Source organism: Thioclava sp. F42-5 (assembly GCF_002213195.1).
In the GTDB taxonomy this organism is placed as follows: Bacteria; Pseudomonadota; Alphaproteobacteria; order Rhodobacterales; family Rhodobacteraceae; genus Thioclava; species Thioclava nitratireducens.
This window is the reverse complement of sequence record NZ_NBNZ01000006.1, coordinates 1-26,657: the sequence shown is the minus strand read 5'-3', so window position 1 is coordinate 26,657 and position 26,657 is coordinate 1. Positions and strand designations below refer to the sequence as shown.

Annotated in this window: 24 protein-coding genes and 2 pseudogenes; 19 read left to right on the top strand and 7 right to left on the bottom strand. The window is 63.8% G+C overall.

From position 1 onward, the window contains the following. Window positions 1-83: 83 nt before the first annotated feature. Genes B6V74_RS15010 through B6V74_RS15000 form a run of 3 tightly spaced genes read left to right on the top strand, consistent with a single transcriptional unit; the run spans window position 84 to window position 4,465 of the window. Entirely contained in the window at window positions 84-1,313 is a 1,230-nt protein-coding gene (locus tag B6V74_RS15010) for an aromatic ring-hydroxylating dioxygenase subunit alpha (protein ID WP_088723263.1), read from the top strand. 4 nt (window positions 1,314-1,317) lie between these two features. Then, window positions 1,318-2,388, top strand: coding sequence for a hybrid-cluster NAD(P)-dependent oxidoreductase (locus tag B6V74_RS15005; protein WP_088718364.1), 1,071 nt, complete (start codon window positions 1,318-1,320; stop codon window positions 2,386-2,388). Between the two features lie 40 nt (window positions 2,389-2,428). Beyond that, window positions 2,429-4,465: an NADH:flavin oxidoreductase gene (locus B6V74_RS15000; RefSeq protein WP_088723262.1), complete on the top strand. Its 2,037-nt coding sequence runs from the start codon at window positions 2,429-2,431 to the stop codon at window positions 4,463-4,465. A gap of 52 nt (window positions 4,466-4,517) precedes the next feature. Here B6V74_RS15000 and B6V74_RS14995 read toward each other — a convergent pair whose 3' ends face one another. The 3 genes from B6V74_RS14995 to B6V74_RS14985 are packed head-to-tail and all read right to left on the bottom strand — an operon-like array spanning window position 4,518 to window position 6,995. Beyond that, complete coding sequence (locus B6V74_RS14995) at window positions 4,518-5,267, bottom strand: SUMF1/EgtB/PvdO family nonheme iron enzyme (protein ID WP_088723261.1); 750 nt, start codon at window positions 5,265-5,267, stop codon at window positions 4,518-4,520. Window positions 5,268-5,283: 16 nt separating this feature from the next. Next, the gene (gene nirK, locus B6V74_RS14990; protein WP_075777019.1) at window positions 5,284-6,507 is read right to left on the bottom strand and encodes a copper-containing nitrite reductase; all 1,224 of its coding nucleotides are present in this window, start codon (window positions 6,505-6,507) and stop codon (window positions 5,284-5,286) included. A 59-nt stretch (window positions 6,508-6,566) separates the two neighbouring features. Next, window positions 6,567-6,995, bottom strand: coding sequence for a pseudoazurin (locus B6V74_RS14985; RefSeq protein WP_088718361.1), 429 nt, complete (start codon window positions 6,993-6,995; stop codon window positions 6,567-6,569). 209 nt (window positions 6,996-7,204) lie between these two features. On the opposite strand from B6V74_RS14985, the gene B6V74_RS14980 reads away from it, so the two are divergent. Further along, window positions 7,205-7,912 (top strand): Crp/Fnr family transcriptional regulator, encoded by a 708-nt coding sequence (locus B6V74_RS14980; protein ID WP_075777077.1) that lies wholly within the window; start codon window positions 7,205-7,207, stop codon window positions 7,910-7,912. 16 nt (window positions 7,913-7,928) lie between these two features. Here the strand turns inward: B6V74_RS14980 and B6V74_RS14975 are convergent, their stop codons facing one another. Next, window positions 7,929-8,144 carry a DUF1858 domain-containing protein gene (locus tag B6V74_RS14975; protein ID WP_088723260.1) on the bottom strand — a complete coding sequence of 72 codons (216 nt, stop codon included), beginning with the start codon at window positions 8,142-8,144 and terminating at the stop codon, window positions 7,929-7,931. 124 nt (window positions 8,145-8,268) lie between these two features. On the opposite strand from B6V74_RS14975, the gene B6V74_RS14970 reads away from it, so the two are divergent. From B6V74_RS14970 to B6V74_RS14935, 8 genes are read left to right on the top strand one after another with little or no spacing between them, the layout of a single operon-like run. Beyond that, the gene (locus tag B6V74_RS14970) at window positions 8,269-8,721 is read left to right on the top strand and encodes a cytochrome c (RefSeq protein ID WP_075777016.1); all 453 of its coding nucleotides are present in this window, start codon (window positions 8,269-8,271) and stop codon (window positions 8,719-8,721) included. Window positions 8,722-8,733: 12 nt separating this feature from the next. Then, entirely contained in the window at window positions 8,734-10,083 is a 1,350-nt protein-coding gene (locus B6V74_RS14965) for a cbb3-type cytochrome c oxidase subunit I (protein WP_088723259.1), read from the top strand. Between the two features lie 2 nt (window positions 10,084-10,085). Further along, window positions 10,086-10,883, top strand: coding sequence for a CbbQ/NirQ/NorQ/GpvN family protein (locus B6V74_RS14960; RefSeq protein WP_075777014.1), 798 nt, complete (start codon window positions 10,086-10,088; stop codon window positions 10,881-10,883). A 10-nt stretch (window positions 10,884-10,893) separates the two neighbouring features. After that, the gene (locus B6V74_RS14955) at window positions 10,894-12,798 is read left to right on the top strand and encodes a VWA domain-containing protein (protein WP_088723258.1); all 1,905 of its coding nucleotides are present in this window, start codon (window positions 10,894-10,896) and stop codon (window positions 12,796-12,798) included. A gap of 1 nt (window position 12,799) precedes the next feature. Continuing rightward, window positions 12,800-12,973, top strand: a complete 174-nt coding sequence (locus B6V74_RS14950; protein ID WP_075777012.1) for a protein NnrT — start codon at window positions 12,800-12,802, stop codon at window positions 12,971-12,973. Then, window positions 12,970-13,194 carry an NnrT protein gene (locus tag B6V74_RS14945; RefSeq protein ID WP_075777011.1) on the top strand — a complete coding sequence of 75 codons (225 nt, stop codon included), beginning with the start codon at window positions 12,970-12,972 and terminating at the stop codon, window positions 13,192-13,194. The genes B6V74_RS14950 and B6V74_RS14945 overlap by 4 nt, the downstream gene beginning before the upstream one ends. A gap of 12 nt (window positions 13,195-13,206) precedes the next feature. Further along, the gene (locus B6V74_RS14940) at window positions 13,207-14,406 is read left to right on the top strand and encodes an NnrS family protein (RefSeq protein WP_088723257.1); all 1,200 of its coding nucleotides are present in this window, start codon (window positions 13,207-13,209) and stop codon (window positions 14,404-14,406) included. Continuing rightward, complete coding sequence (locus tag B6V74_RS14935; protein ID WP_075777009.1) at window positions 14,403-15,065, top strand: NnrU family protein; 663 nt, start codon at window positions 14,403-14,405, stop codon at window positions 15,063-15,065. The genes B6V74_RS14940 and B6V74_RS14935 overlap by 4 nt, the downstream gene beginning before the upstream one ends. 8 nt (window positions 15,066-15,073) lie before the next feature. Here B6V74_RS14935 and B6V74_RS14930 read toward each other — a convergent pair whose 3' ends face one another. Next, window positions 15,074-17,287: a heavy metal translocating P-type ATPase gene (locus B6V74_RS14930; protein WP_240497121.1), complete on the bottom strand. Its 2,214-nt coding sequence runs from the start codon at window positions 17,285-17,287 to the stop codon at window positions 15,074-15,076. A gap of 109 nt (window positions 17,288-17,396) precedes the next feature. On the opposite strand from B6V74_RS14930, the gene B6V74_RS14925 reads away from it, so the two are divergent. Beyond that, entirely contained in the window at window positions 17,397-17,825 is a 429-nt protein-coding gene (locus tag B6V74_RS14925; RefSeq protein WP_088723256.1) for a helix-turn-helix domain-containing protein, read from the top strand. Window positions 17,826-18,156: 331 nt separating this feature from the next. After that, a complete protein-coding gene (locus tag B6V74_RS14920) occupies window positions 18,157-19,608 on the top strand; it encodes an MFS transporter (RefSeq protein WP_075777006.1) in 1,452 nt (483 codons plus the stop codon). A gap of 352 nt (window positions 19,609-19,960) precedes the next feature. Here the strand turns inward: B6V74_RS14920 and B6V74_RS14915 are convergent, their stop codons facing one another. Continuing rightward, on the bottom strand, window positions 19,961-20,494 hold the full coding sequence (locus B6V74_RS14915; RefSeq protein ID WP_088723255.1) for a hypothetical protein: 534 nt from the start codon (window positions 20,492-20,494) through the stop codon (window positions 19,961-19,963). Window positions 20,495-20,715: 221 nt separating this feature from the next. Next, window positions 20,716-21,897 carry an NO-inducible flavohemoprotein gene (gene hmpA / locus B6V74_RS14910; RefSeq protein ID WP_088718354.1) on the bottom strand — a complete coding sequence of 394 codons (1,182 nt, stop codon included), beginning with the start codon at window positions 21,895-21,897 and terminating at the stop codon, window positions 20,716-20,718. 154 nt (window positions 21,898-22,051) lie between these two features. Here hmpA and B6V74_RS14905 point away from each other — a divergent pair, with 154 nt between their 5' ends. The 5 genes and pseudogenes from B6V74_RS14905 to B6V74_RS14885 all read left to right on the top strand — a co-directional run. Beyond that, a complete protein-coding gene (locus B6V74_RS14905) occupies window positions 22,052-22,477 on the top strand; it encodes an Rrf2 family transcriptional regulator (RefSeq protein ID WP_075777003.1) in 426 nt (141 codons plus the stop codon). Between the two features lie 28 nt (window positions 22,478-22,505). Beyond that, a pseudogene (locus B6V74_RS14900) lies at window positions 22,506-23,116 on the top strand (DDE-type integrase/transposase/recombinase); the annotation flags it as partial. 416 nt (window positions 23,117-23,532) lie between these two features. Beyond that, complete coding sequence (locus tag B6V74_RS14895; RefSeq protein ID WP_088723253.1) at window positions 23,533-24,639, top strand: glycosyltransferase family 4 protein; 1,107 nt, start codon at window positions 23,533-23,535, stop codon at window positions 24,637-24,639. A gap of 121 nt (window positions 24,640-24,760) precedes the next feature. Further along, window positions 24,761-25,552 carry a glycosyltransferase family 25 protein gene (locus tag B6V74_RS14890; RefSeq protein ID WP_346425923.1) on the top strand — a complete coding sequence of 264 codons (792 nt, stop codon included), beginning with the start codon at window positions 24,761-24,763 and terminating at the stop codon, window positions 25,550-25,552. A gap of 320 nt (window positions 25,553-25,872) precedes the next feature. Further along, window positions 25,873-26,541: pseudogene (locus tag B6V74_RS14885) on the top strand (transposase); the annotation flags it as partial. Window positions 26,542-26,657 lie beyond the last annotated feature (116 nt).

Genomic DNA, 26,657 nt, shown 5'->3' with positions numbered 1-26,657 from the left:
ATGAATATTTATGACGTTGAGAGGCACAAAAAAGCAAATTTGAAATGAGGTGAAATCACGCTTGGATAGGAAAGGCCGCGCCCGTGACACCTCCTCTTGCCGATCTGCTCGCACATCGCAAACCCGGATATTCGCTCGACCGGGCCTTCTATACCGACCCGGGCATATTCAAGGCGGATCTCGAGCATATCTTCTATCGCCAGTGGCTCTTCGCCATTCCCGCCTGCCAGTTGGTCAAGACCGGCGACTATGCGCGCCTGAAGATCGGGGCCTATGACGTCGTTCTGGTCAAGGGCAGCGACGGCGAGATCCGGGGCTTTCACAACACCTGTCGTCACCGTGGCTCGATCCTGTGCAAGACGAGCGCGGGCCGCGTGGCCAAGCTGGTCTGCCCCTATCACCAGTGGACCTACGATCTCGATGGCAGCCTGCTCTGGGCGCGCGACATGGGGCCGGATTTCGACCCGGCAGGGCACAGGCTGCGCCCGGTTCAGACCCGCGACCTCTGCGGTCTGATCTATATCTGCCTTGCCGATGACGCCCCCGATTTCGAGGCCTTCACCGCGATGGCCCGCCCCTATCTGGAGGTCCACGACCTGCACCGGGGCAAGGTCGCCTTCACCTCGTCGATCATCGAGGAAGGCAACTGGAAGCTGGTCTGGGAGAACAACCGCGAGTGTTATCACTGCTCGAGCAACCACCCCGAGCTGTGCAACTCCTTCCCGCTCGACCCGGAAGTCGCGGGCGTTTCCCCAGATGGCTCGATCTCGAGCCGGCTGCAGGGGCATTTCAACCGCTGTGAGGCATCCGGTGCCCCGGCGCAGTTCCGTCTGGGTGGCAACGGCCAATACCGCCTGGCGCGGATGCCGCTGCAGGACAACGCCGTCAGCTACACGATGGACGGTCGGGCGGCGGTGCGCCGCCCGCTTGGCCGCGTCGCCCTGCCCGATGCCGGCTCGCTTTTGAAATTCCACTACCCGTCGACCTGGAACCATTTCCTGCCCGACATTTCGCTGACCTTCCGGGTGATGCCGATCAGCCCCACGCAGACCGAGGTGACGACCTGCTGGATCGTCGATCGCGATGCGGTCGAGGGGGTCGATTACGATCTGCAACGGCTGACCGAAGTCTGGATCGCCACCAACGATCAGGATCGCGAGATCGTCGAGGACAACCAGCGCGGCATCAATTCTCCGGCCTATACGCCGGGCCCCTACAGCCCGGACTGGGAATCGGGCGTGATCCAGTTCGTCGACTGGTATGCCGCCACCATGACCCGCGCGATTGCCCCGCGCAGCCTCGCGGCGGAGTAGGCTCATGGCTGCAAATGCTCAACCGCTCCTTCAGTTCTGGACCGACGACGAACCGCTGGAATGCGTCAACTTCCTGCCCGAGGCTCCGAATACGGCGAGCTTCACCTTTCGTCCGCCCTCGGGCGCGCTGTTTCACTTCAATGCCGGGCAGTTCGTGACGCTGGAATTGCCGGTGGCGGGCGGCCCGCTGCACCGGACCTTCACGATCTCCTCCTCGCCGTCGCGCCCCACCTCCCTGACAGTCACGGTCAAGGCACAGCCGACCTCGCTCGGCACGCGCTGGATGCTCGACAATCTGCGCCCCGGCATGCGGATCAAGGCGTTGGGGCCTGCGGGGATGTTCTCGAACGTCGTGCATCCGGCGTCGAAATACCTGTTCATCTCGGCAGGCTCCGGCATCACCCCAATGATGTCGATGACGACGCAGCTCTATGATGCGGGCAGCGACCCGGACATCGTCTTCATCAACTGCGCGCGTCGTCCGTCCGAGATCATCTTCCGCGAACGGCTGGAGCATATGGCCTCGCGCCTGCCCGGCATCGCACTGACATGGGTGGTTGAAGAGCAGGATCCCTACGCGCCCTGGACCGGGATCAAGGGGCAGCTCAACCAGCTCATCCTTGGCCTCGCAGCCCCCGATTACCTCGAGCGCGAAGTGTTCTGCTGCGGCCCCGAGCCCTTCATGCGCGCGGTGCGCGAGGCGCTGACCGGGTTGGGTTTCGACATGGACCACTACCATCAGGAGAGCTTCAACGCGCCGGTCGCCGACCGCCCCGTCGAGCCCGAAGACGACGTGACCCCCGACGAGGATGCCGCCGTCGAGGTCACTTTCGCCAAATCCGGCAAGACCGCGAAGATCAAGGAGACCGAAACCCTGCTCGCCGCCGCGAAAGCTGCGGGCGTGCCGCTGCCGTCCGGCTGCACTTTCGGGGTCTGCGGCACCTGCAAAATCAAGACCAAGGGCGGTCAGGTCCACATGGTCCACAATGGCGGCATCACCGATGACGAGATCGAAGACGGCTACGTCCTCGCCTGCTGCTCGAACCCGATCGGGGATGTCTCGATCGACGCCTGACGCCCCCTGCCCTCAAGACCCGACCTCAAGGAGTCCGCCCATGTCCAGTGATCCGCTTCTGCAACCCTATCAGCTCAAGCATCTGACGCTGAAGAACCGCCTGATGATCACGAGCCACGAGCCCGCCTATCCCGAGGACGGGATGCCGAAGGAGCGTTACCGTGCCTATCACGTCGAGCGGGCCCGCGCGGGCGTGGCGCTCACGATGACGGCGGGCTCTGCCTCCGTCGCCCGCGACAGCCCGCCGGTCTTCAACAACATCCTCGCCTGGAAAGACGAGGTCGTCGGCTGGATGAAAGAGCTGACGGATGCCTGCCACGAGCACGACTGCGCCGTGATGATCCAGCTGACCCATCTCGGACGCCGCACCCGCTGGGACAAGGCAGACTGGCTTCCGGTCGTCTCGCCCAGCCACGAACGCGAAGCCTCGCACAAGGCCTTTCCGAAGAAGGCCGAGGATTGGGACATCTCGCGCATCATCGAGGACTATGCCGACGCCGCCGAACGCATGAAAGCGGCAGGGCTCGACGGGATCGAGCTGCAAGCCTATGGCCACCTGATGGATCAGTTCTGGTCGCCTCTGACGAACGAACTGGACGGGCCTTACGGCGGCAGCCTGGAGAACCGGCTGCGCTTTACCTTCGACACGCTCAAGGCGATCCGCGCGCGGGTGGGCGACGAGTTCATCGTCGGCGTGCGCTACACCGGCGACGAGGATCTGCCCGGCGGCATCACCCGCGAAGAAGGGTTGGAAATCTCGCGGCGGCTGAAAGACAGCGGGATGGTCGATTTCCTCAACGTGGTGAAGGGCCATATCGACACCGACGCGGGTCTGACCGACGTGATCCCGGTGCAGGGCATGCGCAGCGCGCCGCATCTCGACTTCGCCGGAGAGATCCGCGCCGCCACCCAGTTCCCGACCTTCCACGCCGCCAAGATTCAGGATGTCGCCACCGCGCGGCACGCCATCGCGGAGGGCAAGCTCGACATGGTCGGCATGACCCGCGCCCACATGGCCGACCCCCATATCGTCGCCAAGATCATGCGCGGCGAGGAAGAGCGTATCCGGCCCTGCGTCGGCGCGAATTACTGCCTCGACCGGATCTATCAGGGCGGCATGGCGCTGTGCCTGCACAACCCCTCGACCGGGCGCGAACTGGAAATGCCGCATGAGATTACCAAGGCCGATGCGTCGCGCCGGGTGGTCATCGTCGGCGCCGGTCCGGCCGGACTGGAGGCCGCGCGCGTGGCCGCCGAACGCGGCCATGAGGTCATCGTGCACGAGGCCGCCAACGATCCCGGCGGACAGGTACGCCTCACGGCGCAATCCAAGCGCCGCCACGAGATGATCCAGCTGATCCAGTGGCGTTTCGCGGAATGCGCGCGTCTTGGCGTGAGTTTCCGCTTCAACAGCTATGTCGATGCGGACACCATCCGCGCAGAACAGCCCGATGTCGTCGTGATCGCGACCGGCGGGCTGCCGCATACCGAGGTGCTGGCCGCAGGCGATGATCTTGTCGTCTCGTCTTGGGATATCCTGTCGGGTGACGCCCGCCCCGGCAGCAACGTGCTGATCTATGACGACGCTGGCGACTACGCCGCCCTGCAAGCCGCCGAGACCCTCGCCGCCGGCGGCGCCAAGGTCGAGATCATGACGCGCGACCGCAATTTCTCCTCCGAGGTCATGGCGATGTCCCTGACCCCGTCCTTGCGCGAATTGCAGGCCCGCGACGTGACCTTCACCGTGCTCTGGAAGCTGACGGGCGTGGCGAAGGCCGGCAACGGCCTGGTCGCGACCATCGGCAGCGATTACGGCGACTTCACCCGCGAGCGGCATGTCGATCAGGTCGTCGTCAATCACGGCACCCGGCCGCTGGACGACATCTATTTCGATCTGCGCGACGGCTCGAGCAATCAGGGCGAGGTCGATTACGAGGCTCTGATCGCGGGCGAACCGCAGAGGGTCGCGCGGAACCCGGACGGCACCTATCAGCTTTTCCGGATCGGCGACGCGGTCGCGGCGCGCAACACTCACGCCGCAATCTACGACGCGCTGCGGCTGGTGCGGACGGTCTGATGCGTTCGTGACGGCTCGATGGCGCGGGGCCGACAGCCCGGGCCCTTGCGCATCAGATCCGGGTCTCGCTGACGAGGCGCAGGCCCAGATGCGCGGGCGGGCTTCCGACGGCACAGCCGCCCCGCGCCGGATCTCGCACCAGAAACGGGATAGCTGCGACATGCTCGCCGCCCGCGAAAAAGGCCGCGCAGCGCTTCGGATCGACCGGGCCGCCGCCCTCCCCGCCATAGCAGTCCTGCGTCCATTCCCAGACCGACCCGTCGAGATCGACGATCCCCTCGGCGCTGGTCGAGAAGCTGCCCCGCGGCGACAGCTTGCGCGGCGCGAGACCGCTCGTCAGGTAGGTCGAGGCCCAGGTCAGGTCAGGATCGGTGAAGATCGGGTCTTCCTTCTCTGGCAGCACGTCCTTGGCCATGAACTGCCACTCGGCGATCGTCGGCAGCCGGAATTCGTGACGCGCCTTGCGGTTGATCCAGCCGAGATACTGCTCGACGTCGACATGGCTCAGCCCGGTCGCCGGGGTGGCCTCCGGCGCACTGCCGTGCGGCGCGCGCAAGGCAAGCTCGCAGGCGCCGTCCGCGTGGCAACGGTTCCACTCCGCGACGGTCACCTCGTATTTCTGAACGTAGAGCGCGTGGCCGTCGGGCAGCGTCACCGCCCGCTCGGCCATCTGGGGCACGTAATCGAGATCGGGGCCGCGCAGGAAACCCCACGCGGCCCCGAGGGCGAGGATCGCCGCACCCGCCGCAAGCACCTGACGAAGGGAAAGACGTGGCGCGCGCGAACTGGGCTTGGCGATCATCTCCGGTCTCCTTCGATCAGGTTTCCACCACGTGGGGCGGCATCACCTGCTCCATCAGGGCGTTGTCCCAGGCACCGTCCACCACGAAGTGGGCCGTCGCGCCCAGCAGGGCCGCCTCGATCAGGTTGTGGTTGACGTAGGCATAGACGCCCGGCTGCAGGAAGGTGTACATCGCCGCCCCCGCGCTGCCGCCGCGGATGAACCAGGTCTCCTGATCCTTCTGCGGGGGATTGGCGAATTTGCCGTTCTCCCAGACATAGTCGCCATGACCGCCGATCAGGTGCGGACGGGTGTCGCGGTTCGCCTGATTGTGGATCATCAGAACCGTGTCGCCGACCTTGGCCTTGAACGCGTTCTCGCCCGTCAGAGCCCCGACCGAACCGTTGAACACGGAGTGGGTCGGCGTGAGCGTGCGCATCGCCTCGACGCTGTCGGAGAAGTCCTCGCCGGCGACCTCGTAGGTCTTGTAATCGCCGTTCTCGTCCATCGGCAGATAGAAGTCCTGCTCGCCGATATAGGCGATCGTGTCGTAGCGCAGCGGGTTGCCCTCGGCATCCTTGAGCCCGTCACGCGGCAGCACCATCAGCGTGCCGTTCATGCCGTGGGTGACGTGGTAGGGGATCATCGCCCCGCCCGGCGCGCAGTGATAGGTGAACACGCCCGGCCGCGTCGCCTTGAAGCGCAGCACCGTTTCCTCGCCGGGATAGACATGGGTCAGGCCACCGCCGCCCAGCGCGCCCGAGGAGGCGTGGAAGTCGATATTGTGCTCCATCTGCGAGTCGGCGGGGTTGGCGAGGGTCAGTTCGACATAGTCGTCCTGGTGCACGATGATCAGCGGGCCGGGAACCGAGCCGTTATAGGTCAGCGCCCAGATGCTCGCGCCGGTATCCTCGTCCACCGTCAGCAGAACCTCCTTGGTCTCCATCCGGATCTCGACGATTTTCGGGCCACCGGTCGCGACCTGTTCGTGTGCGGGAGCAAAAGGCGGCGCGACCAGCTCCTGGCGGACGCGGGTATAGCCCGACAGGTCCACCTTCGGAGCGGCGACCTGCGCCTCGGCTTCGGCGAGGATGAATTTCGGCGCGGCAGGGCGCGGCGCGACATGGGGCGCCATGCGCTTGGACGGGGTTCCGGCCATCCCGGCCCCTGCGGTCATCGCCGCGGCACCTGCCAGAAGCGACCCGCGCAGCACATTGCGCCGATTGGTTTTCACGAGAGCTGGATTGATAAATTTAGGCATTTTAGCCTCCGATGGTTAAAAGTAGCAGGAAGTTGTCGCGCGTTTCCTGCCGCGGGCGCTCACAGCGCGCCCAATTCCGCTTCGAAGCGTTCCTTGGCTTTCTTCGGCACACGGCCATCGAGGAACCCTTCGGGTGCCTTGGCGTCGCCCACCGAGATCAGCATCACCATGCCCATCGCGTAGTGCGGCTTGCAGCGCACCGCGTAGAGCCCTTCGGTGTCGAGCGTAACCTCGACGTCCTTGTTGACCTTGCCGGCGAAGCCCTCGGCCCCGTCCGGGATCATGCCGTCGATGGTTTCGGCGTTATGGCCCTTGTCGGTGGGAACGAAGCGGATCGTGTCGCCGGGGGCGGCCTTCACGAAGGCGGGTTCGAAGACCATCACGCCCTTTTCGCCCTTGTTGAGCATGTGGACTTCGTAGGTCTCGGCGCTTGCCGCCCCGCCCAGAAGGGCGGTCATCGCGAGGGCGGAAATCAGGGTGCGGATCATCTCTTGTCCTTTCCTTGCATCCTTGGATTGCCCTTGGTTTAGCGATGTCCGCGCCGCCGCATTTTGCTCTGGCGCAAACTTCGCGGCGCTTTTCACGAAATCGCGATATTTTTTCACCCGCCGCTCGCGCGCGCGTGACTTTTCGTATTGGACGTGGCGGGGGCCGTATGTTTAGAGAAGGCATGAGCGCGCCTGCCCCCCGCAAGATCATGCCGCGGCTCGACGAGAGCCTGCTGACGCCGATGCCCCCGTTCTCCCGACTGGAGAAACGGCAAATTCGCGAGATTCTCGATCTCGCCAGCGTACGCCGCTTCGACGAGGGCGTGGCCGTCTTCGAGGAAGGCGCCCCGGCCGAACGGTTCTACATGCTGCTCGACGGCTATATCCGGGTGATGCGGATCACCCCCACGGGCGAGCAGGTGATCGCGCTGCATATCCCCTCGGGGCAGCTGTTCGGGATCGCGCAGGCGATCGGGCGTACCACCTACCCCGCCACTTCGGTCACCGCTTCGGAGGCGATCGTGCTGGGCTGGCCGATGCGGCTCTGGGATCAGTTCGTGGCGCAATATGACGGCTTCGCGACAGAGACCTACAAGACCGTCGGACAGCGTCTTGGCGAGATGAACAACCGCATCGTCGAGATGGCCACCCAACAGGTCGAGCAGCGGGTCGCCAATTCGCTCCTACGACTGATCAATCAGACCGGGCGCAAGGTCGAGGCCGGAATCGAGATCGATTTCCCGATCACCCGGCAGGATCTCTCGGAGATGACCGGAACGACGCTGCACACGGTCTCGCGGCTGATGAGCGCGTGGGAAAAACAGGGGCTGGTCGCCAGCCGCCGCAAGCGGATCACCGTGACCGATGCGCATCGTCTGGTGCTGATCTGCCGCGGGGAGCTGCCCCCCTCTCGGTAGCTGCCCCGATAGTCGTCTAGGCAGCCGCCTCGATCGCCGCCCCCAGCTCGGCGATGAACGCGTCGAGATCGAGGTGATACTCGGTGCAGGCATCGTCGATCGTGTGGAACGGGTTCACGAGACAGCCGACGCAGAGCATCTTGTGACGCATGAACACCTCGATCGTCGCGGGCCATTCGCGCATCAGCGCGTCAAGCGTGACATCCGGGTTCTTCCAGCTGAGTTTTGACATGGCGGGACCTCTCTGCCGACCACGTTAATCCCAGCAATCCCATCAAACGTTGTGCTGGCGCAAACTTCCCAGTCGCGAACGCCGCTATCCCTCGGGCCATCGACTGACCCCAAGGGAGGCCCCAATGGCTGAAATCCTGACCAAGTCGCGGGCGCGAAACATCTTTTACGGAGGATCCATTTTCTTCGTGCTGGTGTTCATCGCACTGACCGCGCAGAGCCACTTCTATATCGTGAACAACTCAACCGCCTCCGCCCCGCTGACCGAACAGGTCGCGCGCGGCAAGGCCGTCTGGGAACGCAATTCCTGCATCAACTGCCACACCCTGCATGGCGAAGGTGCCTATTTCGCGCCCGAGGTCGGCAACGTGATGACCCGCTGGGGCGTCGCCGACGATCCGCAGGGCGCCTACGAGACGCTCGACGCCTGGATCGCGGCGCAGCCTTCCGGCATCGAGGGCCGCCGCCAGATGCCGCATTTCGACATCAACGAAGAGGACATGCGCGCACTCGCGGAATTCCTCCGCTGGGCCGATCACACCGACACGCAGGGCTGGCCGCCCAATGATGCGGGCTGAGGAGACAAACCGATGAAATACCAATCCCAATCCGTGGCGAAAGCCTATTTCTACTGCGCGATGCTGCTGTTCGGCGTGCAGGTTCTGGGCGGCCTTCTGGCCGGCTGGATCTACGTCTCGCCCAACACGCTGTCCGAAGTACTGCCCTTCAACGTGATCCGGATGATCCACACCAATGCGCTGATCGTCTGGCTGTTGCTGGGTTTCTTCGGCGCGGCCTATTTCCTCGTGCCCGAGGAAAGCGAGCGCGAGATCTTCTCGGTCAAGCTCGCCTATCTGCAACTCGCGATCCTGATGATCGGGACGCTGGGCGCGGTCGGCTCCTATCTCGTCGGTATCCATGGCGGGCGCGAGTTCCTCGAACAGCCCCTCTGGGTGAAGTTCGGCATCCTCGTCGCCGCGGTGATCTTCCTGATCAACATCTCGCTGACGGTGCTGGCGGGTCGCAAGACCGCGATCACCAACGTCCTGCTGATGGGCCTTTGGCTGCTGTCGCTGCTGTGGATCTTCGCCTTCATCAACCCCGACAACCTGTCGCTCGACAAGATGTACTGGTGGATGGTCGTGCACCTCTGGGTCGAGGCGACCTGGGAACTGGTGATGGCCGCGATCCTCGGCTTCCTGATGCTCAAGCTGACGGGCGTGGACCGCGAGGTAGTCGAGAAATGGCTTTATGTCATCGTCGCGACCGCGCTGTTCTCCGGTATCCTCGGCACCGGGCACCACTTCTACTGGATCGGCACGCCGGGTTACTGGCAATGGGTGGGCTCGATCTTCTCGACCTTCGAGGTGATCCCGTTCTTCCTGATGATGTCCTTCGCCTTCGTCATGGTCTGGAAGGGCCGCAAGAACCACCCCAACAAGGCAGCGCTCCTGTGGTCGCTGGGCTCGTCCACCGTGGCCTTCTTCGGCGCGGGCGTCTGGGGCTTCCTGCACACGCTGCACGGGGTGAACTTCTACTCCCACGGCACGCAGATCACCGCCGCGCACGGGCACCTCGCCTTCTACGGGGCTTATGTCGCGCTCAACCTCGCGGTCTTCACCTACGCGATGCCGATGCTGCGCGGGCGCGATCCCTACAACCAGGTCCTCAACATGGGCGCGTTCTGGCTGATGACCGGCGGCATGGCCTTCATGACCTTCGTTCTGACCTTCGCAGGCACGATCCAGACCCACATGCAGCGGGTCGTGGGCGACTACTACATGGATGTGCAGGACAGCCTGTCGATCTTCTACCTGATGCGCTTCGGCGCGGGGGCGGCGGTCGTGCTGGGGGCGCTTCTGTTCATCTACTCGCTCGTCGCGGTGCGCCGGCGTGAAGTCATCGCCCCCGGTCCCGCAACCCCCGTGGCAGGAGAATGATGATGTCCCTCGACATGACCAACGACCGCATCCCCTACTACCACCCCACCGGCCGCGAATGTGCCCTGTTCGAGCGCGCGCATGACAACGGTTTGCCCCTTCTTCTGAAGGGGCCGACCGGCTGCGGCAAAACCCGCTTCGTGGAGCATATGGCGGCGCGGCTGAACAAGCCGGTCTACACCGTCGCGTGCCATGACGACCTGTCGGCGGCGGACCTGATCGGGCGCTATCTGCTGAAGGGCGGCGAGACCGAATGGGTCGACGGGCCGCTCACCCGGGCGGTACGCGAAGGCGCGATCTGCTATCTCGACGAGGTGGTGGAGGCGCGCAAGGACGTCACCGTGGTGCTGCACCCGCTCACCGACTCGCGCCGCCGCCTGATCATCGACCGCACCGGCGAGGAGCTGGACGCGCCAGAGGGCTTCATGCTCGTGGCCTCCTACAATCCGGGCTATCAGAGCGTACTCAAGCGGCTCAAACCCTCGACCCGGCAGCGGTTCCTCTCGATAGCCTTCGACTTTCCCGAACCCGATGCGGAAACCCGCGTGATCACCGCCGAGACCGGCCTGCCGGTGGCCCAGGTGGTGCCGCTGGTGCGCCTCGCCGGGCATATCCGCAAGCTCTCGGGCATGGATCTGGAGGAAGGCGTCTCGACCCGGCTTCTGGTCTATGCCGCGCGGCTGATCGGCGCGGGCATCGCGATCGAGGAGGCGCTGGAGACCGCCGTGGTCCAGGCGCTCAGCGACGAGGCGGACGTGCAGCAGGCGCTGCGCGACCTGATCGCCACGATCTACGGCTGAGGAGCACGCCATGAAACTGATGGACCTGATGGAGCCCGAGGAAACCGTAGGCGAAATCTGGCACGATCTGGCCAAGGATATCGGTCGGGACGATCGCCATCCCGACGCCGCGGTCGAGCTGGCCGCGTTGCGCCCCTCGCTCGCGCTGCTGCTGCGCGCGCTTGGCGGCGGTGCGGATGTCGAAATCGTCGAGGCCCCGGCCACCCCGGTCCGTCACCGCCAACCCGTCCGGCGTCGCCTTGGCGCCGGGCGCGAGACCGAGCACGTCGCCCGCTTCGACGGCGCGCGGCTGCGCCTGCCGCCGGTGATGGATGTCTTCCCCCGATCTGATCTCAACCGCGCGGCCTATTTCTGGCTGACCGCACTGGCTGCGCTCAGCCGCGACGCGATGCCCGATCTGCCCGTCGAGACCGACGGCCCGGCGATGGATTGCGCGCAGATCCGTGCCAATGCGCGAGCCTGCGATCTGGCCTATCGCCGCTGCATCGGGCTGCGCGCGCCCTACCACGAGATGGCGGCGCTCACCCTCGCACGTCGCCGCAGATTGTCGCGCCCGGCGGCCGAGGCCGCGCTGGAGGCCGCGCTCTGCGACCAGCTTTCCGCCGATGGCACCCCCGCCCCGCTGCCCGAGACGGCGGAGGGCGCACGTGGTTACATGCCGCTTGCCCCGGTGCCGATCTGGCTGCAATTTGCCCCCAACACCGCAGGCCGCAGCGCCGCCTCGGAAGAGGCCGATGCCCCCGCCTCCGCCCCGGCCGCGATGGCCAGCACGCAGCGCAAGCATGGCGAGCGCCGCGATCTCGATCAGGCGCGCCGCCGCGACAGCTTCATCATCCACCGCTTCGAGTCGATCCTGTCCTGGGTCGAGGCGCTTAACGTCAATCGCTCGGTCGACGACGATGACGAGGAGAACGCCGCCAAGGCCGCCGAGGATCAGGACCAGATCACCCTGACGCGGCATGATCGCAAGGCCGCGACGCGTCTGCGGCTGCATCTCGACCTCTCGCCCGCCGAGGCGGAGCACGAGGCGCTGGCGGGCGAGCATGTCTATCCCGAATGGAACCACCGCAGCCGCGCCTACATGGAGGGTCACTGCCGGGTGCTCGACGCGCCCGCGCGGCCCGAAGCCGCGCAAACCTTCCGCGCCGATCCGCGCTATATCCGCGCCGTGCGCCGTCAGTTCGAGGCGCTGCAACCGCGCCGCATCCTGCGCCCGCGCGAGATCGACGGGACCGAGCTGGACCTCGACGCCGTCATCGCCAGCCGCGCCGATCTTGCCGCGACCGGGCGGGGCAGCGACCGGATCTGGCGAAGCCTGCGCAAGGTCGAGCGCGACCTCGCCGTGGCCTTCCTGATCGACACCTCGCGCTCCACCGAGGCCGCGATCGGCGAAAGCTGCGTGATCGACATAGCGCGCGAGGCGATGTCCGCGCTGGCCGAGGGGCTGGACGCGGCGGGCGACCGTTTCGCGATCTGGGGTTTCTCGTCGCTCCGCCGCGACCGGGTGTTCCTGACGCGGGTGAAAGGCTTCGACGCCCAGATGGCCCCGCCGATCCACGCCAACATCGCGGCGCTGCGCCCGGGCCATTACACGCGCCTCGGGACCGCGATCCGTCACGTCTCGGCACAGCTCGCGCAGGAAAGCGCGAGCCGCAAGCTGCTCATCGTGCTGACCGACGGCAAGCCCAACGACCTCGACCATTACGAGGGCCAGCACGGCATCGAGGACAGCCACATGGCCGTGCGCGAGGCCCGCCGCGCGGGCCAGAGCCTGCACGGCGTCATCATCGACGAGGACGGGCAGGACTGGTTCGCACGGATCTTCGGGCGCGGCGGCTTCACCCTGCTGCCCCGGCCCGAACGGCTGCTGCGCGCCCTGCCCGACATTTACCGCTCGCTCACACAGGAGACCTGACATGCGTAAACTGACCCTTCTTCTCGCCCTCGCCCCGCTCACCGCACAGGCGGCAAGCTTCGATCGCCCGATCCCGCAGGCGCAATCGGCCACCGCCGAGTTCTGGTTCGCGCTGGCGGCGCTCGCGCTCGTCGCGGCACTGGCGGTGGTGGCGCGGGTGGTCGCCCGGCGATGAGTGCGCGCTGGTCCCCTGCCCGGATCGCGCTGCTGCTCTACCCGTTCGGCTGGGGCGCTTTCGCGGTTAACGTGTTCTTCGCCTCGCTGATCGGGTCGTGGGTGGGGCTGCCGGTCGCGACTCCGGTCGTCTCGCTGGGGCTGGGCGCGGTAGTTGCCGTGCCTGCGACCTACGCCTTCGCATGTCACATCCGGCGGCTGATGGACGCCGCCGAAAACTGAAAGGAGCCGATCATGGCCATGTCTTCCGCAGAGCAGATGCGCCGCTGGCAAGGCCCGGCGCTGCTGTCGGGCGGTTTTCGCCCGTTCTTCTTCTTCGGCGCCGTCTGGGCCGCTCTGGCGATGGCGCTTTGGGTGCCGGCACTCACCGGGCTGATCGCGTTGCCGACGCGGCTCGACCCGGTCAGTTGGCACGCCCATGCCTTCCTCTTCGGCTATCTCGGCGCGGCGATCGCGGGCTTTCTGCTGACGGCGGTGCCGAACTGGACCGGACGACTGCCGGTCGTGGGCTGGCCGCTGCTTGGCCTCGTCACGCTCTGGGCGCTCGGGCGGTTGGGGTTGCTGGCCTCGGCGCATCTGCCCTTGGCATTGGTCGCGAGCGTCGATCTCGCCTTCCCGCTCGCGCTTGGAGGCGTCGTGCTGCGTGAGATCGTGGAAGGGAAGAACTGGCGCAACCTGCCGGTGCTGGGATTGCTGAGCATCTTTACCCTCGCGGACCTTCTGTTCCTGATCGAAGCCGCGCGTGGCGGCTATGCGGCCGCGGGTATCGGGATGCGGCTCGGCCTTGCCGCCGTGCTGATGATGGTCGCGCTGATCGGGGGGCGGATCATCCCCTCCTTCACGCGCAACTGGCTGGTCAAGGAGAACCACCCCGCACGCCCCGCCCCGCCGATGCAACGTTTCGACAAGCTCGCGATGCTGGTCGCTGGCGCGGCACTGCTCGCGTGGGTCATTTCGCCAGAGATGCGGCTGACCGCCGCGCTGCTGCTGGCGACCGGCGTGCTGCATCTCGCGCGGCTGTGGCGCTGGAAAGGCGGGCTGACGCTGCGCGCGCCGATCCTTTTCGTTCTCCATCTGGCCTATGCCTGCCTGCCGTTCGGGGCGCTGGCGCTTGGGTTCGCGATCCTGTTTCCCGCCGCCCTCGCCCCCGCGACCGCGATGCACCTGTGGACGGCGGGCGCGCTTGGCGGGATGACGCTGGCGGTGATGAGCCGCGCCTCGCTCGGCCATACCGGTCGCCCGCTGGAGGCCGGCACCGGCACCGTCGCGGTCTATGCCGCCCTCTTCGTCGCGATGATCGCGCGGCTCCTCGCGGGCTGGCTCAACGTGAGCGCGCTTTATTCGGTCTCCGGCGTGGCGTGGTGCGGTGCTTTCCTCGGCTTCGCGATCCTCTATGCTCCGGTGCTGTGGCAACCCAGACGGAGGGCGCAATGATGTGGCTGGCTTATGGCGGAGTGTTCGCGGCGTTCCTCGCGACCCATTCGATCCCGACACGCCCAACGGTGAGGGCGCGGCTGGTGGCTGCCTTCGGACACGCAGGCTTCGGGCTGGGCTATTCGCTGCTGTCGACGGCAATGCTGCTGATCCTGATCCGCGCCGCCGCATGGCCGGACCCGATTTACCTTTGGCCCACCACCCTTTGGGCGATGGAGGCAACAAAGATTGGGATGGCGCTGGTCTGCATGTGGTTCGCCGTCGCGCTTGGCCATGCCAACCCGTTCTCCTTCGGCGGCAGCCGCCGCAAAAGCTTCGACCCCGAGCGTCCCGGTCTCGTGCGGCTCACGCGCCACCCGATGCTGCTGGGCCTCGCGAGCTGGGCCGGGCTGCACCTGCTGCCGAACGGCGATCTGGCGCATGTCCTGCTGTTCGGTGCGCTCGGCGGCTTCGCCCTGCTCGGAATGCGCCTGATCGACCGCAAACGCCGCCGGGAGATGGGTCCGGAGGTCTGGGCGGAGACGCTGCGCCGGACGAGAGCGGCGCCCCCCTTCGCGGGGCTTACGCTGGCCGATCTCGGGCGTGCAGCGCTTGGCCTCGTGGCCTATATGGCGCTGCTGCACCTGCATGAATATTTCGCAGGCGTCGCCTTGGTTTAAGCCCAGCGTCAGATGCCATTTGCCTCCGCCTTGAACCGCAGCAGGCGCAGCGCGTTCATCGTGACCAGCACGGTCGCCCCGGTATCGGCCATCACCGCGATCCAGAGACCGGTGAGACCGAGCAGCGTCGTCACCAGAAACACCCCCTTCAGCCCGAGCGCGATGGCGACGTTCTGACGGATGTTAGCCATCGTCGCGCGCGCCAGCCGGATCTGCTCGACGACATCGGTGACCCGGTCGCGCAGCAGCGCTCCGTCCGCGGTCTCGAGGGCGACATGGGTGCCCGATCCCATCGCGATGCCGATATGGGCGGTGGCGAGCGCCGGGGCGTCGTTGATGCCGTCGCCCACCATCATCACATGCGCATCCCGCCCCAGATCGCGCACTGCCGTCACCTTGTCCTCGGGCAGCAGCTCGGCACGGGCTTCGATGCCCAACCCGTCGGCAATCGCGCGGGCCGTCACCGGATTGTCGCCGGTCAGCATGACCGAGGAGACCCCCATGCGCTTGAGGGTGGAGACCGCCTCGGCCGCATCGGCGCGCGGCTCGTCGCGCAGCGCGATGAGGCCCAGAAGGCGCTCGGGCGTGAAGACGGCGACGACGGTCTTGCCCGCGCTTTCCAGCCGGTGGAGGGTGGCGCTGTCGGAGGCGCTGAGCACGCCTGTTTCGGTCGCCAGCCGCGGCGCCCCGACATTCCAGACCGCGCCGTCGATCTCGGCGCGCGCACCACGGCCCGGGATCGCCGTGGCTGCAGTGGCCTGCGGCACCGCGATCCCGCGCGCCTCTGCCCGGGCGAGAACCGCCTGTGCGAGCGGGTGACTGCTGCCGGTCTCGACCGCCGCGGCGGTGGCGAGAAGCTCAGCCTCGGTCCCGTCGAGCGGCAGAAGATCGGTGATCTGCGGCCGACCCTCGGTCAGCGTACCGGTCTTGTCAAAGGCGACGAGGCTGGTTTTGGCCGCCGTCTCCATTACCGCGCCGCCCTTCATCAACAGCCCGCGGCGCGCCCCGGTCGAGAGCCCGGCGGCGACCGCGGCGGGAACCGAGATCACCAGCGCGCAGGGGCAGCCGATCAGCAAGAGCGCGAGGCCGCGATAGATCCACGTCTCCCAGGGCGCGCCGAAAGCCAGCGGCGGCACGATCGCGGCCAGAAGCGCCACGCCCACCACCGCGGGCATGTAGACGCGGCTGAACCGGTCGATGAACCGCTCCACCGGGGCGCGCGCGCTCTCGGCCTCCTCGACGAGGTGCAGGATGCGCGAGATGGTGTTGTCCTCGGCGGCTTTCTCGACACGGATGCGCAGCTCGCCTTCGGTGTTGATCGCGCCCGCGAAGACAGCATCGCCGGGCTCTTTCAGGACCGGCACGCTCTCGCCGGTCACAGGGCTTTCATCGACGCCCGAATTGCCGGAGACGATTGTGCCATCCGCCGGGATGCGATCGCCCGGACGGGCCTGCACGATCTGTCCGATGGCGAGGCTGTCGGCCGGAACTTCGCGGATCCGCTCACCCGTGACCAGCCGTGCGGTCTTCGGCACAAGATCGGCCAGCGCCCGGATCGAGCCGCGGGCGCGCGACGCCGCAAGCCCCTCGAGCATCTCGCCCACCGCGAACAGGAAGACGACGAGCGCGGCTTCCTCCGCCGCACCGACGAAGAGCGCGCCGATCGCGGCGATGCTCATGAGCATTTCGATGGTGAAGGGCATCCGCGCCCGCGCCATCAGGGCGGCGCGCCGCGCCACGGGGGCAACGGCGATCACGGTGACGAGCACGAAGACCCAATGCGCGATCGGGCCGCCGACCAGCAGCTCCACCACCCAGGCCGCGGCCAGCATAAGCCCGGTCGCGATCAGGTAGCGCCCCTTCGGGGTCGCATACCACGCGGGATCGGCGGGCGGCGTTGGCGCGCTCTCGACCGCAGGTGTCTCATCCGTCTCGCCCGCCGCCGGAAGGGCGCCCTCGGGAAGAACGAAGCCGCCCTTGGGCTTTTCCGGCGCAGCCCCCTTGGCCGAGACGCCGTAGCCGAGGCGGCGGATCGCCTTCTCCACGCTTTCGCGCGAGGTGGTCGCCGTATCGAGCCGCAGCCGCAGACGCTCGTTCATCAGCGTCACCTCGACCCCGTCGACACCGGGCAGAGCCTCGACCGCGCCGCGCACCTTCGCCGCGCAGGCGCCGCAATCCATGCCCGTCACGCGCCATTCCTGAAGATCTGCTGTCTCGGTCATCTGCTGTCCTCTCGCGTGGTTTTCTCGACAGAGGGGAAGATAGGAGCTACAGCAACTATAGGTTCAAGGGGGAAATCCGCACTCACGCAACCGTGAAGGGAGGTGCAGCATGCATACGATCGGAACATTGGCCCGCCGCACCGGAACCAAGGTGCAGACCATCCGCTATTACGAGCAGATCGGCCTGATGCCCGAGCCCGGGCGGACCGAGGGCGGCCAGCGGCGCTACGGCGATTCCGATCTCGACCGGCTCGCCTTCATCCGGCACTCGCGCCAGCTGGGCTTCCCGCTCGAAGCGGTCCGCGAATTGCTGGACCTGTCGGACCACCCTGCGCGCGATTGCGGGGCCGCAGATTCGATCGCGCGGCGGCAATTGCGCGAGGTCGAGACCCGGATCGCGCGGCTCGAGGCGCTCAAGCGCGAACTGGAACGGATGATCGGCGAATGTCGGGGCGGGCCGACCTCGGAGTGCCGGGTGCTCGAGGTGCTGCGCGACCATTCGGAATGCCTCGCCGACGACCACGACACGATCGGCTGACGCCGCGGCGCCGCGGTTCGATCTATGGGCCTTCGGGAAGAGGCTGGCCCGGAAAGCCCGAACGCTGCGCGCGTGACGACCCGCCGCGACGAGACGAAAAAAGCTTGAGCCCGACGAGCGCGGCGTGATCGCTCGCTCAGCCCCGCGACGGTTTGTCAACGATTTCAAACGCATCACAATGCGCGCCCCCGAGGAGAGAGGCGCCCTGCAGCCTCTCATATCCGCAGCGGAGCCCCGGCTTGCGCCACCGGTCGCGTACGCTCGCAGGAACATTCTGGATCAGATCTTGTTGTTTTGAAGCTGATTTGATCGATAGGAATAGGAGGCAGACATGGCTGGCGAGAGCGGCAAAACGGTTCAAACTGACATTCCCGCCCGCATGGACCGCTTGCCGTGGTCTCGATTTCACCTGACGATCATCGTCGCGCTCGGCGTCACGTGGATTCTCGACGGACTCGAAGTCACCCTGAAAGGGGCCGTCTCCAGCGTTCTTCAGGAACCCGAAAGCCTTGGCTTCACGAGTTCGCAGATCGGGATGATCGCGTCGTTCTACATCACCGGCGCGGTTCTCGGCGCGCTCCTGTTCGGCTATCTCACCGACCGCTTCGGGCGCAGGATGTTCTTCTTCATCACGCTCGCCGTCTATCTCGTCGGTGCGCTGCTGACCGCCTTTTCGTGGAACCTGTGGAGCTTCGTCGCCTTCCGGTTCATCACCGGCCTCGGCATCGGCGGCGAATATGCCGCGATCAACTCCACGATCGACGAGATGATCCCGGCGAGGGTGCGCGGTCAGGTCGCGCTCGGCGTGAACGGTTCCTACTGGCTCGGTGCGGCCCTCGGCGCGCTGTCGACGATCGTGCTGCTCAACCCGGACTACCTCCCGATCGATATCGGCTGGCGTCTGGGCTTCGGTATCGGCGCGGTTCTCGGCGGCATCATCCTCTACATGCGCCGCCATCTGCCGGAGAGCCCGCGCTGGCTCGCCACGCATGACCGGTTGGACGAGGCCGAGGAGGTCGTGAGCGACATCGAGAAGCGCACGAGCGAGCAAACCGGCGAGGAGCTTTCGGAGGTTCCGGACGACGACAAGATCAAGATCCGGCCGCAGAAATCCTTCTCTCTGATGAAGATCGTCAAGGCGATGTTCTCGACGCACCGCAAACGGGCGCTGCTCGGCCTCATCCTGATGAGTTCGCAGGCGTTTCTCTACAACGCAATCTTCTTCACCTATGCGCTGGTTCTGTCGAACTTCTTCGACGTGCCCTCGAAGAACACCGGGCTTTACCTCGTGCCCTTCGCCATCGGCAACTTCCTCGGCGTCATCGTTCTGGGGCGGCTGTTCGACAAGATCGGGCGCCGCGTGATGATCTCGCTCAGCTACGGCCTGTCTGCCGCACTCCTGATGGCCACCGGCTACATGTTCGCGCAAGGCTACCTCACGGCGATCACGCTCACGGCGCTCTGGTCGGTGATCTTCTTCTTCGCCTCTGCGGCCGCGAGTTCCGCCTATCTCACCGTGAGCGAGGTCTTCCCGCTCGAGACCCGGGCGCTCGCCATCGCGATCTTCTACTCGATCGGCACCGCCGCGGGCGGCATCGTCTCGCCCTGGGTCTTCGGCGCGCTGATCGACACGGGCTCCGCCTGGAACGTGTTCTATGGCTACCTCTTCGCCGGTGCCCTGATGACGGTCGCGGCCGTCACCGAAGCGGTCATCGGGATCGATGCAGAACAGGAGTCGCTGGAGAACGTGGCCGATCCGTTGTCCGCCGAGGGCGCGGAATAGGGGCAGGCCTCTGACGGTGGAGGTATTCCAGTCCTGAGATAATGCGTGCTGCGAGGCTCCTTGGATGGGGCCTCGCTTCGCTTTGTTACCGCCCTCCCCTTTGCGGGATGGAGGCGGCGCATTGTCCGGTCCTCGATAGCAGCGCTCCGACCATTGGCGCAAACCCTTCGTTGCCGCCGTGGCGCACCGCAATCGTCATCTTTAGGCCGTCCACGTAAGCGTGCCGCTGACATCAATCTATTCCACCGCTGATGCGATGGACCGCACTTACCCCCGGGCCGAGCGCGACATGAGAAAGCCCCCCGCCGCGTGCGACGAGGGGCTCCGGGGAGGATTTAGGTGTGAGGGTCGATCAGGCGTTGCCGTTGACCACGACGACCAGGTTGCCATCGGTATCGATGAATGCGGTTTCGACGTCATCTGCGGTGTAGCCGGTGCCGTCGAACACGCCGTCCGGCAGCTGGCTGTAATCGGCGTCGACGTCGGACCCGGCCGCGTTCTTCAGAGCCGCAGAGCCATTCTCGGCACCTTTGCCCTTCAGGTCCGACAGCGCGACGATCTCCACCTCACCATCGGTTCCGACCTGATAATCGGAGAACTGATCGGTGGAGGCGGCACCGTTCGCCTTCAGGCTCGAGATGAGCTGACCGTAGGTCTTCACCGTCTCGCCTTGGCCCATGCCGGAGGTCGTGCCCGCATCCGCCGAGGCGCCCGTATCCACATTCGCGCCGACATCGGTGCCCGCACCCTGCGCAGCAACCGAAGCGCTGCCGCCCATGTCAGTCGAGACACCGGCAGCGGCGTTGCTATCCTGGGCCAAGGCCGCAACGGGAGCCGCAGAGGCGAGAAGGCCGACGAGGGCGATCGATTTGAGGCTATAGGTCATAGTAGTCTCCTTCCATTTCATGCGCCGACCATCGGCCGGCAGGAGGAGAACACGGGTGAGGTAATTGCCGTTCCGCGGGGCGAAAAGGGTCGGAAGAACCCTGCCCAAACTTCGATTATCGTGAGCGCGATCACGCCGGACAGAGACCGACATTCCGATTGATAACCGGAACCACGGGGCGCGTGCCCGACGCTCGTTCTTCAGAGCGCCGGGCCGCGTTGTCAGCCGATCTGGGCGGCTGCGGGCCCAAAGAACTCGTAGTGAATCCGCGCGTCCGGCACATTGGCGGCCTTCAGGCCCTTGACCATCTCCTGCATGAACCCGGTCGGGCCGCAGATGAAATAGTCGGCCTTTTCGGCATCGCTGATCTGGACCAGCCAGCTGGGATCGACACGTCCGGAATGTACACCGTTCGCAACATCAGTCTCTTCCGGCGCCTCGTAGAAGACATGGGTTTCATGTGCCTTTGTACGGGGCGTATTGCTGAGCGCATGGGTTTGACCATTCCGGGTGGCGTGGACATAGACCATCCGCAGATCGCCGCCACCGTAGCTCTCGAGCATCGAGATCATGGGCGTGAGACCCACCCCGCCCGACAGAAGCACGATTTCCTGCTTGCCCTTCGGATCGAGGAAGAATTCGCCGGCGGGCGCGGCCACGTCGAATTCGGCGCCGACCTCGACCGTGTCGTGCAGCCAGTTGGAGATCCGCCCGCCGGGTTCGCGCTTGACCGTAATCCGGTAGGACTGGCCATCCGGCGCCGAGGAGATCGAGTAGTTGCGACGATATTCCTCGCCCTCCGCAGGGGTGAAGCGGAAGCTCAGATACTGGCCGGGGCGATGCTTGAGAACCGGCATGCCGTCAACCGGATAGAGCGTGAAGGACGCGATCTCGGAGGTTTCCTTCTCTTTCGCACCGACCCTGAAGCGCCGCCAGCCACGCCAGCCGCCGTCCTGCTCTTCCGCACCGGCGTAAATCTGTTCCTCGCGGGCGATCAGCGTATCGGCGAGGAACCAGTAGGCTTCGCCCCAGGCGTTCAGAATTTCAGGCGTGGCGGCGTCTCCCAACACCTCCGCGACAGCCCCGAGCAATGCTTCGCCGACATGCGGATAATGCTCGGGGAGAATCTGCAGGCCCACGTGTTTTTGCGCGATCCGCTCCAAGGCGTCCGCGAGGACGCCGGGGTTCCGGATATGGGTCGCATAGGCCACCAGGGCACCCGCGAGCGCCTTGTGCTGCGGCGAGTTGCCATGCTGATGCGACATGTTGAAGAGCGCGCGAATTTCGGGAGCGGCCAGCAGCCGCCGATACATCACGGGCACGATCTGATCGACGTGTTCCGCCACGACCGGCGCAGTAGCTTCAATGATCGCGAGTGTTTCTTCTGAGAGCGGCTTTGCCATTCCTGTCTCCTAGGCTATAAACATACCAACAAGACGCATCTATTTGCTCAGCCATTAAGATGCCAATCACAGGTATGTTTTTCCCGTGCGACATTCTGTCCGGTCTCGTGGTACGAGACGGGTCGCTGAGGAGGCTGCATCAGGAGAAGTGCGAATGCGCTTGAACGACACCACGGACCTCGCCTTGCGCGTGATGATCTACGCCGCTTCGATGAAAGACCGACGTTTCACGATCGATCAACTCGTCGAAGCCTATCGCGCACCACGCAGCACTATGATGAAAGTCGTCAACGCGCTGACCCGGGGGGATTTTCTGGTGGCGCAACGCGGACGCTCCGGCGGGTTGGGACTTGCACGGCCAGCGCAGGAGATCGGCGTGGGGACGATCGTGCGCCACATGGAGACGGATTTCGACCTCGTGGAATGTATGCGCAGCGGCGGCGACTGCACGATTACCGCCGCATGCCGCCTCATCGCGCCCTTGGCCGAGGCGCGCGCAGCGTTCCTGACGACGCTGGACGCCTACACGATCGCCGATATCGCAATCTCCCCGCGCGATTTTGGCCTCGCCGCGTCGTGACGCGAATGGTCAGGCTTGAGCGTCTGCGGGTTGCGAGTGCCGGAGGCAGAGCAAGCGGGTAAAAGCGAAGCTGCGCGATGACCGCCAGAAAGTTGTCGCTGCGAATGGTGTTTGGGCGATGGATTTCGCTTCGCGGACCTTCGGTTCGTTCACGATCAGCTCGCGTTACCCAAGAAACCGCGGTTTCTGACCATCGTCGACAGTCATTCACATTACTGTCCACCGACGGATGTGCGGTTTCGGTATCGCGGTGAAGATGTCGTTCATACGCTTGAACGGATTTGTAGCAAGCCCGGCCACCCAAAAACGATACGGGTCGATGAGGGCCATGAGTTCATCTGCCGCGACCTCGATCTCTGGGCTCATGCCAGGCAGGTCACCTTGGGCTTCTCACGGCCCGGAAAGCCAACCGACAACGGCTTCATCGAGGCCTTCAACAGCAAGCTGCGGGCCGAGTGTTTAAACGCCCGTCGCCACTGTCGCTCGGATCAATGGCGCAACATTGGCACCTTCATGAGCCTTGCGGAGGCCGCGGAAAACTGGAGGATCGGCGCAAACACTACAACCAAGCCACTAGTGAAGCGCAGGCTTGGCAATTTTCAGAGACAGCCTCTCGACATTCATCTGATACCCCCCTAGCTTTCGAAGCTGCAGACATCGAAATAGGAAGCGCAAGTCCATGAAATCAAAGGGAGAGGTACTTAACGGCGCCTGCGCAGACCGTCAGGCAAAGGCGCTCTACCGAGGTTTTCGAGATCAAATTTCCGACTGATCTAAGTCAGTGAAATCCTGCGACCTGGAAGATGAAAGCTCTGTAACGAAATCTCAGAAGATATCGAGAGGGCACCGCCCCTTGATGATGCGATGAAAAATCTGGCACATCCACCGCACCGTAATTGATGTGCTTGAAAACTGCGGAAAGTAGCTTCGATTAGTCAAGCAGGAAGACAGAGCGTATTTGGCAATAAATACTACCCAAGCCCGTGTGGCACCTGCCAATATTAGCTCACTCACACAAGCTGCTTACGTATCGGTGTTGATGTCAGGGCGCCCAAATGAAAAAATCGACAGCTAGCCTATATGTCACGAACTTCAAAAAAAGGTTCACAGGCGTATCTTCAACTGCGGCAGCGGTGTTACGGCAGCAGCAAAATTTACTGAATGTAGCGCTTGTTGGTTACGCATTGCCGAAATGCGCAAAACCGATTGGTTTTTTCCGCGCTCTCCGGGAATGTCGCGAGCCTCCTGCCGGACGTAAATTTTCAATTTGGCACACACGGCGAAACATTGAAATGCAACTTGCTATATTGGCCCGAGATGTCCTGCGCCTGCCAATAAGAATTGTTTTCACCTCAGCCGCACAACGTCGCCATTCAGCTTGGCCACGCTGGCTAATTTCGCGAATGGATGCGGTAATTGCAACAACTGAAGAGGCCGCCAAATATGTGCCTAATGTGGTTGCAGTAGTGCCTCATGGAGTGGATACGGAGCACTTCTTACCCGCCCAAGAAGAAAGCTATAAGCGCAAGTGGAAAGAACTGCAACTTCCCGGGGAATATGGGATCATAACGGTGGGGCGCGTGCGTCCAGAGAAAGGCACGGACCTTTTTATCGACGCTATGATTACCGCGCTTCCGGACCTGCCGGGAGCTTGCGCTATTGTTGTCGGAACGGCGAGACCCGAACACCAAAAATTCCAGGAAAAAATAGAGAAACGCGCAGAAGCAGCTGGGCTTTCAAGTCGGATTGTTTTTTTGGGAGAAGTAGATCCCGACAAATTGCAACAGATATTGCAGGGATGCCGAGCGCTCGTGGCACTCCCCCGTTATGAAGGATATGGGATGACGCCTCTGGAAGCCATGGCTACCGGACTTCCAGTGATTTTGAGTGAGACCGGCTACTTCAAAGAGTTCGTGGGAGAAAATGATACAGACACCGGCTCATGTGGCGCGGTTGTACCAATAGAGGGCGCCGAATTAGCAGCAGAGGCTCTAATAAGAATTCTCAAGGACAAAGACTTATACCATCAAAAATCGATAGCCGCCAGAAAAAGGGCCGTGCGAAAATTTAGCGTAACTTCCGAAGTGAATGCGATAAATATCGTTTACGAAGACCTATGGTCCCTTGCCGACAAAAATAATAAGATCACGCGATCGAGTTAACTTATATACGCTAAAGGTTGGGTCCTGAAGCGTTTCAATCAGATCTTCGATTTGAACCGGCATCCCAATGGACAAAAAGGCGAGATTGAGCTAACAGCAAACCAGACCAATCGCTCGGAGTATGCGTACGCCTATGTACTGCCTGGTAATTAATTTGAGCACTGCGACCGCGCGCATGTCATTTATGGCCGATCAGCTGAACAGGCTGAAAATACCTTTTCAGAGGATCGATGCATTCACGCCAGAAATGGTAATGAATTATGAGAATTCTTTTGAATGGTCAAGCTGGGAGCGCCCTCTCAAAGATACCGAGAAAGCATGCTTTTTAAGCCATGTGGAGGCGTGGAAATTTGCCGCAGCACAGGATGAAAGCACCCTCATACTAGAAGACGATGCGCTTCTTTCCTATCAGACGCCCAGTGTCCTAAATGCGATTGACGAAATCGAAGGCATTGAGCATGTGACCCTTGAGGTACGGACGCGCAAGAAGATCATTAGTAAGGTTGGGCGCGCGATCGGGTCCAAGCACCAACTACTCCGCCTCTATCAAGACAGGAGCGGCGCTGCTGCTTACGTAATTTCGCCTTCTGGGGCGCGAAAACTTCTTGCGCGGGCGTCCAAAGAGGTCGCCCTCGCTGATGCGCTGATCTGCAAAGCCTATGAATTGAAAAGCTTTCAAGTCGAACCGGCTTGCGGCGTGCAGCTAGACCGCGCCGCGGACTACGGCATTACAAATCCTTTTAATACCGTCTCTCAGATAGACTCAGGAAAACCAACGCCGATAACCAAACAGGCCTCTGGCTTTCGCGCCCGTCGGATCGGTGCGCAGCTCCGCATGGCCGCTCGCGCCCTAAGGCACGTTGGAATAGCTGAACGACGTGAAATTCGCCTAGACCCCGCGCATTTCCTCTAGGGCTGACTTCGTCAGGCTTTCCACCACCGTTTTTTTCGCGCCGTTGCAAGCGGCGCACCCGATTGAAAACCCTGTCCTCAATTTGGAACCTACGCCAAATTTCATTGGGAACCGGCCCCGCAGGTTCGCCCGCCGAAGAACGGATGCAGCCGCCATACCATGTGACCTGCCACGGGATTTTTCCTCCACCAGCGATTAGAGTCCGACCCAACTTTGATCTGATCCCCGGAAACTGGACCGTTTGAAGCTGGAGTTTTCAGCTAAGCTTTCCTAGCTGGGAGAGGAGCGGAAACGCATGAAGCATCGAAGTTCACGGAAGCGCGAGACAGGCGTTCATTCTGAAGCAAGGCGAGGAAGGCACATCAGTTGCCGAGATTTGTCGCAAGGCTGGGATCGGGCAGTCGACCTATTTCGCCTGGAAGAAGAAATACGGCGGGTTGTTGCCTGATGAGATGCGTCGGCTGAAGCAGCTTGAAGATGAGAATGCACGACTGAAGCGGATCGTGGCGGATCTGACACTTGACCGTGAGATGTTGTGAGACATGTCGTGCGGCGAAAACTCTGAAGCCGGAACGGAGACGTGAACTGGTTCGCGGGATGTGCGCAGACTGGGCGGTCTCGATCCGCAGGGCATGTGGGGCCCTGAGGTGCGACCGCTCAAGCTACCACTACAAATCTCGCCGCATCGATCCGGCAGAGCTGAATCGGCGGATCAAAGAGATCTGCGAGACGCGTGTGCGCTATGGCTTTCGGCGTGTCTACGTCGTTCTCGACCGGGAGGGTTGGGATGTCAGCATCAGGAAGGTCTACAATGTTTACAGAGCCTTGGGGCTGCAGCTGCGGAACAAGACGCCGAAACGAAGAGTAAAAGCGAAGCTGCGAGATGACCGCGCTGACGCCGTTGGTCCGAACGATGTTTGGGCAATGGATTTCGCTTCGCGGACCTTCGGTTCGTTCACGATCAGCTCGACTTGGGCAAGAAACTGCGGAGACGCCTGCTTCCCCATTGCTTCTGGGGGGCTTAGCACAACGCAAGAGACCGCCCGAAGGCGGCTGCGCAGCGTCTTGACCCGAGTTCGGTAGAATTGGTTGCGGGAGTAGGATT